Annotated in this window: 11 protein-coding genes; 10 read left to right on the top strand and 1 reads right to left on the bottom strand. The window is 49.9% G+C overall.

The genetic code is table 11. The annotated features are described in order from the left end of the window. Positions 1–44: 44 nt before the first annotated feature. Entirely contained in the window at positions 45–605 is a 561-nt protein-coding gene (locus tag BN1137_RS00750; protein WP_050716769.1) for a hypothetical protein, read from the top strand. A gap of 55 nt (positions 606–660) precedes the next feature. Then, on the top strand, positions 661–1,362 hold the full coding sequence (locus BN1137_RS00755; RefSeq protein WP_050716770.1) for an SIMPL domain-containing protein: 702 nt from the start codon (positions 661–663) through the stop codon (positions 1,360–1,362). A gap of 743 nt (positions 1,363–2,105) precedes the next feature. Here the strand turns inward: BN1137_RS00755 and BN1137_RS00760 are convergent. After that, on the bottom strand, positions 2,106–3,449 hold the full coding sequence (locus BN1137_RS00760; RefSeq protein WP_050716771.1) for a carbohydrate porin: 1,344 nt from the start codon (positions 3,447–3,449) through the stop codon (positions 2,106–2,108). A 636-nt stretch (positions 3,450–4,085) separates the two neighbouring features. Here BN1137_RS00760 and BN1137_RS00765 point away from each other — a divergent pair. The 8 genes from BN1137_RS00765 (at position 4,086) to chbA (ending at position 11,529) form a co-directional block, all read left to right on the top strand. Further along, positions 4,086–5,030 (top strand): DUF7916 family protein, encoded by a 945-nt coding sequence (locus BN1137_RS00765; protein ID WP_050716772.1) that lies wholly within the window; start codon positions 4,086–4,088, stop codon positions 5,028–5,030. A 130-nt stretch (positions 5,031–5,160) separates the two neighbouring features. Next, positions 5,161–6,471: a PTS cellobiose transporter subunit IIC gene (gene celB, locus BN1137_RS00770; protein ID WP_198150567.1), complete on the top strand. Its 1,311-nt coding sequence runs from the start codon at positions 5,161–5,163 to the stop codon at positions 6,469–6,471. 64 nt (positions 6,472–6,535) lie between these two features. Beyond that, on the top strand, positions 6,536–7,909 hold the full coding sequence (locus tag BN1137_RS00775) for a nucleotidyltransferase family protein (protein ID WP_083443325.1): 1,374 nt from the start codon (positions 6,536–6,538) through the stop codon (positions 7,907–7,909). A 73-nt stretch (positions 7,910–7,982) separates the two neighbouring features. Then, the gene (locus BN1137_RS00780) at positions 7,983–8,699 is read left to right on the top strand and encodes a sugar isomerase domain-containing protein (protein WP_050716809.1); all 717 of its coding nucleotides are present in this window, start codon (positions 7,983–7,985) and stop codon (positions 8,697–8,699) included. Positions 8,700–8,709: 10 nt separating this feature from the next. Continuing rightward, the gene (locus BN1137_RS00785) at positions 8,710–9,420 is read left to right on the top strand and encodes a GntR family transcriptional regulator (protein WP_198150568.1); all 711 of its coding nucleotides are present in this window, start codon (positions 8,710–8,712) and stop codon (positions 9,418–9,420) included. 13 nt (positions 9,421–9,433) lie between these two features. After that, positions 9,434–10,783 (top strand): 6-phospho-beta-glucosidase, encoded by a 1,350-nt coding sequence (locus BN1137_RS00790; RefSeq protein ID WP_050716776.1) that lies wholly within the window; start codon positions 9,434–9,436, stop codon positions 10,781–10,783. A gap of 45 nt (positions 10,784–10,828) precedes the next feature. Then, positions 10,829–11,146 carry a PTS sugar transporter subunit IIB gene (locus BN1137_RS00795; RefSeq protein ID WP_033132208.1) on the top strand — a complete coding sequence of 106 codons (318 nt, stop codon included), beginning with the start codon at positions 10,829–10,831 and terminating at the stop codon, positions 11,144–11,146. Between the two features lie 32 nt (positions 11,147–11,178). Further along, positions 11,179–11,529 (top strand): PTS N,N'-diacetylchitobiose transporter subunit IIA, encoded by a 351-nt coding sequence (chbA, locus tag BN1137_RS00800; RefSeq protein ID WP_050716810.1) that lies wholly within the window; start codon positions 11,179–11,181, stop codon positions 11,527–11,529. The last annotated feature ends 141 nt before the right edge of the window (positions 11,530–11,670 follow it).

The following is an 11,670-nucleotide window of genomic DNA, read 5'->3' on the forward strand; positions in this document are numbered from 1 at the left end:
ACGAGGACGGCTAAGATAGCGGGAGTATCAGGAGTAGAGTCACCATGCAGTCATTCAATTGGGTCGACATCGATGGCATTCGCTATAGCTGGGATGGGCAGGACAACATCGTCTGCACCGGCCGGTTTGGCTATCAGGCCACGATGACGGGTGACCAGATCAGCGGCCTGGATCTTGAAAGTGAAGATGGCGAAGTGGCAGGGTCGCTCAATGTGGACTTTGCCGCATCGAGCATCAGCTTCACGCCGGCAGAGGATGCTCCCTTGCCCCACATGGTGGTGCTGGTTGGCCACGAACAGGGGCAACAGGAGTACTCACTGCAGAGCCTGAGTGACAGCTCATTGCAGGACCTGCTCAGTCAAGGCGATGATTTTGACTGGAGTGCGCTGGCCATTGCCAGCACGCCAGAGTCAACAACGCCTTCCCAGGGACATATTCTGTCGTGGGACTCGTTTCATTTCGAAGAAGAGGATGCCCTGCTCGGAGCCCGCGAGCCTGCCGCCGTGCTGGCGTCCCATGGCAGTCTGCTTGGCAGCGAGATCAGCATCAATATCGACATGACCAATCAGGTGCTGGAACAGATCCCCCCCTTGCACGATATATGAATCTCATTCGACGATGGGCATAATGACCTCAATCCAATCGATTGAGGTTTTTTCTATGTGGCGTCCCCTTCTTACCCTGTCTGCGCTGGTTGTCAGCGCTCCCTTGCTTGCCATCGAGGTGCCGCAGGCGCCGCATCTGGTAGTCAGTGGCTACGCCGAGCAGAAAGCCGAGCCCGACATGCTGACCCTCAACGTCTCTGTCACCGCGCTGGAGAAACAGGGCATCAAGGCCAAGCAACAGGTTGATACCAAGGTGGCGGTCTTCTTCGGTCAGCTGGAGAGCCTCGGCATCAAACGCAGCGATGTGGAAGCCGGTAATCTGGTGATCTCCCCCGAGTATCAATACCCCCAGAACAAGCAGCCGGAGATGGTGGGCTATCGTGCCCAGCGCCAGCTCTCCGTCAAACTCTATCAGCTCGACAAGCTGAGCCAGCTGATGGATACCGCCCTCAAGGCGGGGCTGGAGTCCGTCTCCCAGATTGAGTACGGCTTGAAATCACCGCAAGTTATCAAGGAGCAGGCTCGTCTTGGCGCCGTAGCCGATGCCACTAACAAGGCAGAATCGCTGGCCAAGGCGTTTGGCATGAAGCTTGGCAAGGTCTACAGCGTGGAGTATCGCAACAACTCTCCCATGCCTATCTACAGCCGGGCCATGAAGGCCGCTGCGGCACCTGCCGCCGACATGGTGGAAAACAGCTATCAACAGCAGCAGATCAGCATCACGGACAACGTGGAAGCCGTGTTCCTGCTGGAATAGCATGATGGCCACTCGGCCCTGTTCCATTGGTTCTTAAACACAAAACCCGGGGCTGATAACCTCGGGTTTGTTGTTTATAACAATGATGTAGAGTAAATAAATTATGTTGTAAAAATCTTTTGGATGAGTTTTTAAATTACGTACCTTCTTAAGGTGTTATATATTCTTATACATGAAGTGAGCCGGGTTCCTGAGAACAGGCCGTCTTACCTCGGAATTCTTTAACCAAGTGATTTATAAGCTTATTATTGAAGTCTTATATTTATATTCGGAACGCTCTTGGTCAGCGGAGGAATAAAGCTAGATATTGTTACTAACATCTGACCGGCCAGACAGGTTTGGCAACAATGTCTCATAAACAGTCGTTACTACTTAGTGTCAATGTAGTAGTGACGCAGATAATATCGTCTTTCACATCAACAATACCGGGGTTGGGATTTTATTTTTAGTCTTAACTTTAATCATGGCTGGAGTCAGTAGATCCGCTAAAGTCCAAGGTTGAAATAACAGCCAATATGTACGTCTTATTAAGTGAGAAGCCATTTCTCATTATGCTCATGTTTATTGCTTTTTATTTTAAAATAAAATTTACGAGTTGCTTGACGCGGTATGTGCGCTCATCCAGCTAGCGGATGAGCGCACCGCAATATGGTTCCAGTTGCAGATATTCTGATAGGGTTGTTTATCTGATATATATCAAATTACCGATCCGTCCTGCTCAACAGGGTTAACCGATAAGACCTTTACCACCAAACATTGACCATGGCGCCGACGGCCCAGGTGTCGTCGCTGTTATGGCCTTCGAAGCTATGGGTTGTGTCGTCCCAGTTGCTGTTGTCGCTGTCCAGATAGGAGGTGTAAACACGCAACTCAGGCTCGCCACGGCCAAAGGACAGCGCTTGGGCGAGTGTGACTTTGGAACCGCTGCGGTCATAGTCGGTATCGTTGACGCTCTTGTCATCCTTGAAGTACCCAGCGTCGAGATAGGTGCGGGTAATATCCGACCAGTGATAAACCACGCCGGCGTTTACGGCCATGCTGGAACCATCACCTTCGTCACCATTCCACTGCTCGACGCTATCGGCCTCGGCATAAGTGAGCACATGGGTAAAGTCCCAATCAGCAGAGAGCGGGATTGCGCCAAAGTTGCGGATGGCAAACCCTGAACCGTCTTTCACTTCCCCATTCAACACGTCGGCCGCACCAAATTGGACGCCTTGCAGGGCCGAACCATCCAGGTAGTACTGCAGCACAGTGCGGTTATAGCCAGATTCGCCAATTTCCTGTTTGAGTTCGACCAGGAAGGCATGACCATCGGCGTAATCATGTTCACCCAGCTCCGGGTTGTCGATTTGAGCGTCTGTTGGGTCGGCATGGAGGAACCTGTAGCCCATTGCCAGCGTGCCTTTATCCCAGACAGAGAGGTTGTCATAGAGGATCTCGTAGTTCATGGCGTCGATGAGGGTACCCTCCAGGGCGCCTTCTTCAGAGTCGATGCTCGGATTGTGAATGACGCCATCGAGATCCCGATGCAGCACGGCAAGGGAGAGGTTGCCCGGGCCAGCCTTTATATCCTCGACGCCGGCACCCACCGTGGTCTGACCCCAGTAATAGTGGTCGGTCATATCGATATAGTAATTGCTCTTGTATTGACGGATCCCCGCCCATGAGGTTTCGCCCAGACCCATGAAGTTGCGTAACTGCATATTCATGTTTTCCCAGCCGAAGGGACTATCGTCGGTGCTGCTGTTGGTATCCCCGTCCCACATGTTGAACATGGTCTGTACGTAGACGGAGCGGTTATTTTCGTTATACAGCTCGGTGCCGAAACCGACCTCGGCGTAGTTATCAAACTCGTTGCCGATACGGCCTATTTTATTTTTCTCGAAAGAGTCACCACCAATGTTGTTTTCCATGCTGCCATCGGCACCACCCGCAACACCTGCTCTAAAATAACCAAAAAAATCAATGTTCTTGGCTGCTGTGGCCAGAACGTCAGCAGTTGTTGTCCCCTCGGCCGCCATGCTATTCGTTGCCCCGAGGGCGAGAGCGGCGGCAACCATGGTGTAACAGATCGATTTTTTCATAACTTTAAATCCCTATTATTAGTTATGTGACTCACCCAGCCTTGGCAAAGGCAGCAACCTAGATCCGTTGAACGGCCGATTAAGCACCGTATATCGGTATCCTGACCTCAAGGTTCGGACTCATTCTTTGGTCTCCCCCTCCAGATTGGTATCAACATACCAGACCAATATTTTCATTGAAACACTCTGTTACATAATCGTGAGCACAATCACAGTCGGAGACTTGCTTTCGAACGAAAGCTTCATTCCATCCGATGAAAAATCATGAACGATGATGAGAAAGGGTGTTTCCCAGAAAGGTTCTGATGAATCCAGATGGTGACAGACAGTCCTTTACCTCCTGGTTGTACTCGATCGAGTGTTGTGTAACTTATTGTTTTCATTGAGATAAAAATAGATCTTGTGTGTTGATAAAAATATCCATATAAGGTGTGCTGTTGGCCGTATAGCAGGGTGTCGCAGGGATCTCCCGGGCATGAAAGTGGTGATGGTGATGACTGAGTATCATCTGAATCACGGGTTTGACGGGGTTTTGCAATCGCCCTCACACTTTAGTGAAAATGTGGTAGATACCAAAATTGGTATTTGTTATTTTGCGGCCAATTGGTATTTGTTTGCGATGTGGTTGGAGTCTGTATGAAGAGAATGTTTGAAGTCCTCAGAGCCGATGTGCTGGCGACGCCGCCGGAGCAGCTACTGCAGATGATCCGGCATAGCGAGGGGCGGACCCTGATGGCCGAGACGGTGGTGAGTTGCCAGCCCTTCTCCGAGGGGGTGAGCAATCCCGAGTTGGCGGCATCGTTTGGCGCAGACATGATCACCCTCAACACCTTTGATCTGGGCCAACCCTTCGTCGAAGGCCTGTATGAGGAAGCGGTCGACGACGATGCCTGCCTCGCTACCCGCTATGAACAGCATGCTGGCTTCATTCGCCAGCAAGCGAGCCTGAATCGGGTGGTACAGGATTTAAAGCAGGTATCGGGTCGCTTCATTGGCTGCAATTTGGAGCCTGTGCCGCAAGACATTAAGTATCCGGCCGGTTTTCGGGTATCGGCAGACAACATCAGGCAGGCGGTGGCCCTGGGTCTGGATTATGTCGTCATCACCGGCAATCCCAATACCATGATCACCGAAGAAGGGATCATCGACGCCATTCGCATGGCCAAGGCCGTGGCTGACAATCAATTGCTGATCATTGCCGGCAAGATGCATGGGGCGGGTACAGGCACAGAGGTTGCGGCTGAGATGCTGCTCAAATATTGCCAGGCGGGGGCCGACATCATCATGATCCCGGCGCCTTACACCACCCCAGGCATGACACCAGAAACCGCCAAGGCGCTGATAAACGTTATTCATGGTGCCGGCAAGCTGGCCTTATGTGCCATGGGAACCTCTCAGGAGGGGGCCGATAGAACGGTCGTCGAGCAAATAGCACTTAATTCCAAGGTGGCCGGCGCAGATATTATTCACATCGGTGATGCAGGCTTTGCCGGGATTGCCGACCCAGAGAACATCAAATATTGCTCAATAGCCATTCGTGGTAAACGACACACTTATCGCCGGATAGGATTGCGCCGTTAATTAATGTCATTAAATGGTTTTTAAAATGGAGCCTGTTATCAGGCGTATTTAATCGATGCTGTTGCGTTGATATATGGCGAGGGATGCTATGAATAATACTAATGCAAAAGATCCAATTGAAAAATATGTGATGCCGCTGGCTCAGCGGTTGGGAAATAACCGTCATCTGATCGCCATCCGTGATGGTATGGCACTGGTCATGCCCTTCATGATCATTGGCTCGCTATTTCTTATCCTGGCCTTCCTGCCGTTCCCCGGCTACGAAGAGTACATGACCGAGAGCGGTCTGATGGATAAGCTGCTGCTGCCGGTCGGTGCAACTTATGATCTGATCGCCATCTTTGCCACCTTGGGGGTTGCCTATCGTCTGGCACAGAAATATACCCAGCTCGATCCTATTATCGCCGCCGCCGTTGCGCTGGCTGCTTATATGCTGGTCACGCCCTACAACATTACTCACACCATAGAGGCAACCGGTGAGGAGATCAGTGTCAGTGGCATCAACCTTGCCTATATGGGTAGTGCCGGTATGTTCCTAGGGATCATCATCGCCATCTATGCAACCGAGGTCTATCGGTGGTTGATGGTCAGGAACATCAGTTTCAAGTTGCCCGATTCGGTCCCACCCGCCGTGTTGAAGTCCTTCGCGGCCCTTATTCCCGCGTTCGTTGTGCTGACCTCACTGTGGCTGGTGCGCCTGGCCATTGAAGCGGCTGATCTTGGCAATTTGCACACCATCATCGAGAGCATCCTGACGGCGCCGCTCAAGCTGATTGGCGGCAGTTATATCGGAGCATTGGTAGCCACGACGATGGAGCATGCGTTGTGGGCCGTGGGTATTCATGGCAGCAATATCGTCTCCAGCATCATGCTGCCCATCTGGCTGGTCTTCACCGATGAAAACCGGATCGCCTTCCAGGCCGGTACCGAAATCAAAAACATCATCACCGACCAAACCAACTCCATTTTCCTGAACTTCGGTGGTTCTGGCAGCATGATGGCGCTGGTACTGTTGCTGGCCTTCCGTGCCCGCAGTGAACAGTGCCGTTCTATCGGCAAGTTGGGCCTGCCTTCCTCGCTGTTCAATATCTCCGAACCCATCATGTTTGGTCTGCCTGTGGTGCTCAACCCCATCATGGTCATTCCTTTCATCCTGGCGCCGGTCGTGGGTCTGACTCTGACCTATACCGGCATGGTCAGCGGTCTCGTGGCGTTGCCGGCGGGTATTTCGGTGCCTTGGACCACCCCCATCTTCATCGGTGGTTATCTCTCCACGGGGGGCCATATCTCGGGCGCAGTGATGCAGCTGATAAACCTGTTGGCAGCCATGGCCATCTATTACCCCTTCATGAATAAATGGGACAGCATCTGCATGGCCAATGAAAAAATGGTGACGAAAGAAACGCAGGAAGAAGACGAGAAGGCAGCACTCTCTTTCTGAGTCAGTCAGTGGCAGACGTTAAGTCATCGGGCTTAACGTCTGCGATAAAACGGGGTAAGGCAGCATGCAGGCAATTGTGGTTACAGCGGGAAAGGGCACCAGGTTATGGCCATTTACCAAGATAAGAAGCAAGTCTATGCTAGCTGTCAGTAATATGCCGATTGTTTACTGGTTGCAGCAAGCCTTGGCTGTTGCCGGAGTAAATGAGGTGGCAATACTTGCTGATGAGCATGAATGCCAATTCACCCAGTTTATTCATCACAATAAATTGGCGCCTGCGACCAGTATCCACTCGGTGGCAGGGGCTCAGGACATCGTAGAGGCCTTGCTGGCGTATCAGCAGCGCAACCCTGTAACCGATACGGTGCTGATTATTCCCGGGGATTGTCTCATTCAGGCAGAAGATCTGGCGCGACTGGTCAACAGCACCTCTGCCAACGCCGTTTTGCTGAGAAAACTGCGTGCAGAAGAGCGTTCCGATCGGCTGTGTTTCAATGCCGAACAAGGCTTTAAGTTATTGGCGCACCCACGGCGAGAGGGATTTGATTGCGAGATCGTCGCTTATAAGTTGAGTGCCGATTTTTTCAGCGAGGCATTGCCTTACACGACAGAAATTTATGACCATGTTCAGGTTGGCATGATGCCGTCGAGAGAGAAATTTCTGGAATCAGCCCTGGTTAGTTGGGCGCAGCAGGTCGCCGTCGATTTTATCCACTGCGACCAGCCCAGTTTTAATCTCGACTACCCCTGGAATATTCTGGAGGTCAACAGCTATCTCAACCGTCAGCGTTGTCAGCAGCTGATCACGAGTGAGATTGCAGACAGTGCCACCGTCTCAGCCCGTGCTGTGATACGTGGACACATCAAGGTCGGTCAGCACAGTCATATTGGCGATGGGGTTATTTTCCAGGGTAATGCGATTGTCGGTGATCATTGCCAGATAACAGATGGTGCCATCATCGGTGAGAACGTGGTTATCGGCCATGGTGCGACCATCAAAGAGTATTGCAAGCTGGCCGATGAGACCACGGTGGGTAACCAGGCCATCATCGGCCACTGCGCCGAATTGGCGGGGGTCATTTTTGAGAGTACCTATCTGTACCATAACTGCGAGATCGCCGGGGTGCTCGGCCGTAATGTGGATATAGGCGCCGGCACGACCTTTGGCACGCTGCGATATGATGATGCTAAAACCAGTCATCTCATCAATCAGCAACGGGTGACCCCTCACCATTATAGTAACGTCGTCTACATGGGGGATTTTACCCGTACCGGGGTAAATACCGTGATCATGCCAGGCGTGAAAGTCGGCAGTCGCTCCGTCGTCGGCTCGAATGTGGTGTTGGCCGACGATCTGCCCGATGAACGTATTATTCAGGTTAAACAGACATTGGTTACCAAGCCTTGGGGCAGTCAGCGTTATGGTTTTAATAGTTAGGATGACCTCATTGTAAATGTATTAAGGAACCTCCTGGCTTATAGCTATGGCCAATCATCGACAGGGTCGACTTATGTTTGAATATGTAGAGTTATTGCAACGCAGGCTTGATACCTTGATCAGCTGTAATACTGACAATATGAAAAAAGTCATTGAATTATTTTCCGATGCAATATTGAACAACAGCATGATTCATATCCTTGGCACCGGTCATTCTCATATGGTCGGCTTGGAAGGGTTCATTCGTGCCGGGGGGCTTGGCAATATCAATGCAATCCTTGATTCGACGGTGACGACCAGTGACGGCGCCTTGCGCAGCTCCAAACTGGAGAAGTTGCCGGGGCTGGCGGCCATCTTGTGGTCAGAGCAGCCCATCAGTGCAGGTGATCTGATTGTCGTGGTCTCCAATTCGGGGCGCAACGCCTTGCCGATTGAATTTGCCCAGATAGCACAGGCACGTGGCCACAGTGTGGTGGCTATCACCTCGGTAGAGCAGTCGAGCGCCTACCCAAGTTTGCATCCTTCAGGGCAAAAACTGTTGGATGTGGCAGACATAGTCCTTGATAATTGCGTTCCGAGTGGAGATGGCTTGTGCCTGGTCAACGGCCGAGTCACTGGCGCATTTTCTACAGTGGCAGGTGTCGTCCTGCTCAACAATATCGTAGTGGAAGCGCAAAAGCAGGCATTGGCTCGACATGGCACGCCCTTGATATTCTCTAGTCAGAACGTCGATGGTTTTAATAATGATGATGTCTATGCCCACTTTGCAGGTCGCTTGAAGTCAATGTGAGGAGATGATTTTGTCCAGTTACCGTTATCAAGAAGTCTGTGCTCAGCTGAAAGAGTTTATTCTCAATGAGAAGGACTTTCAGAAATTACCTGATGAGAGGACGTTGGCACAGCAATTTTCGGTAAGCCGGGTAACCATTCGCAAGGCGTTGGCATTATTAAAAGAAGAGAAAATAATTGATGTTCGTCACGGCTCTGGAATATATATAAACAATAATAAGATGATTAACTCGTTTGAATTTGGTAGCCTGACTCAAGACATGAAAACAATTGGTAAGGAAGTGGGCACCGAGCTTCTTAATTGTTATGTGATGAAAACCCCGGCGCACGGCGAATTGAGTGGTTTCTCCGGTGATAATATTATTTGCCTGGAGCGTGTGCGCAGTGTCGATGGTGTGAAATCTATTCAAGAACTCAATTATCTTTGTGCCGAACGGTTTCCTGAATTAGATAAAAAAGTAGAAAGTAATCAATCTCTTTACCAACTGCTGTTGCAAGAGTATCACGTGAAATTCGACCGTGGTGTTGAGACATTATCTGCTGGGTTTATATTGTTGGATACCGCCAGCAAATTGGATACATCGGCGCTTAGCTGCGCAGTAAAAGTAATTCGTGCTGCCTATGAAGGGGACCGACTGGTTGAATACACCATCTCTTATACTTTGGCTGAGCATTATAGTTGGCAGTATGAATTAAATAACGTCACTTTATTACACAGATAATCAGGTTGGTCATATGCAGAAAGCGATTAAAGTGGTGACTATCGGCGGGGGCAGCAGTTATACCCCGGAGCTGATGGAAGGATTCATCAAGCGTTATCATGAAATGCCGATCAGCGAATTCTGGTTGGTGGACGTGGCCGAAGGAGCTGAAAAGCTGGGCATCATTTTTAACCTATGCCAGCGGATGATCAAAAAAGCAGGCGTGCCCATCAAGCTTTACCAAACGCTGGACAGACGCGATGCTCTGTCGGGTGCCGATTTTGTGACTACGCAATTTCGAGTCGGGCAATTGGAGGCGCGGGCCAAGGATGAAAAAATCCCGCTTTCTCACGGGGTGCTGGGGCAGGAGACGAACGGTGCCGGCGGGCTGTTCAAAGCGCTGCGAACCATCCCGGTCGTCTTCTCTATCATCAAGGATATTGAAGAGCTATGTCCGGATGCCTGGCTTATCAATTTCACCAACCCGGCTGGCCTGGTGACGGAAGCTGTTCATCGCCACACCGATTTTCGCCGCTTCATCGGGGTTTGCAATGTACCCGTTGGCATGAAGATGTTTGCCAGGGAGCTGCTCCGCTGTGATGAGCATGCCGAGGTGAATATGGATCTCTTTGGCCTGAATCACATGGTGTTCATGCAGGACTTCCTCATCGATGGTGACTCGAAGATGGAGCAACTGCTGGCGGAGGTGACCAGGGAGAGCAACCAGCAGTCAGCCTCGGTAAAGAATGTATCCGATCTGCCCTTTGATATGGATTTCATCAATGGTTTGAAGCTTATTCCTTGTCCTTACCTGCGCTATTACGTCAAAGAAAAAGAGATGCTGGCGATAGAAGTGGGTGAGTACTATAAGGGAGGAACCCGCGCCGAAGTCGTGCAAACGATAGAAGCCGATCTCTTCAAACTCTATCAGGATCCCGAGCTGGATATCAAACCAAAGCAACTGGAAGAACGTGGCGGTGCTTATTATTCTGAGGCAGCTTGTGATGTCATCAGTGCGATTGTGAACGACAGCCACACCGAGCATTATGTGAATGTCTGCAACAACGGCCATGTCAAAAATATTCCACATGATTGGTGCATTGAAATTAGCTGCACCATCAGTAAAGAAGGCGCCAAGCCTAAAGCTCACATTGAACATTTTGACGAACGCGTGCTGGGTATCATCAGTTCAATTAAATCTTTTGAGATTGCAGCCAGCAAGGCCGCGCTGACAGGAAATTACCAAGACTTGATCGTGGCCATGAATTTGAGTCCGCTGATTCATTCAGATACATCAGCGAAGTCTATCGCCAACGAAATGTTATTGGCTCATCAAAAATACTTGCCACAGTTTGATAAAGTGATTGCTCAATTGAGTAATTAGATAGTAACGTGAAGATGAGCCACAGCATATAAATTCAGGTGTCATATGAATAAGAAAATATATCTCTTTTGTGCCGCAGGCATGTCCACTTCATTGTTGGTTAATAAGATGAAGGAGCACGCAACCAAACACGCAGTTCCGGTAGATATTCAGGCATTCTCCGAATCATTGATTCTGGAAAAAGGCCCCGAGGCTGATCTCATTCTGCTCGGGCCACAAATTAAATATATGCTCAATGACTTCGCTGGCAAATTCCCTGATAAGCCAGTGGCCATCATTGACTCCTTAATCTATGGCAAGATGGATGGCCTGGCATTATTGAAATCATCCATCGCCATGATCAAAGCACATCAGAGTGCATAGTCCATCCACACAAAGCAGGAAGACAGATGAATATGCTGGATATTGAACTGCCTGGTTCAGAGGATATTGTCTCTGATTTGGAAGAACAGGTAATGGGATTGATCATCAATTCCGGTAATGCACGCAGTTGCGCCTATGAAGCACTCTCTTTTGCTAAACAAGGAAACTTTCTGAAAGCAGAAGACATGATGCAAGAGGCCAGGGCTGCGTTAAATGAGGCCCATCTGGTTCAAACTCAATTAATCGAACATGATCAGGGAGAAGGTAAAACCAAGATGACGCTGGTCATGGTCCACGCCCAGGATCATTTGATGACCTCCATGCTCGCTCGTGAACTAATTGCAGAGTTGATCCAGGTTTATAAAAGGTTGTCAGAAAAGTAATTAGCGATATTTATATTTAACACTACTTAATAGCAATTTAGTTTAAGTCATTATTAAAATGGAGTTTTGTCATGGAAAAAAATGGACTTTTCAATAAATCAAAAATAGCAGTGGTTATTATTACCGCGATGCTCGGCCTGT

Source organism: Aeromonas tecta, from assembly GCF_000820185.1.
Taxonomy (GTDB): domain Bacteria; phylum Pseudomonadota; class Gammaproteobacteria; order Enterobacterales; family Aeromonadaceae; genus Aeromonas; species Aeromonas tecta.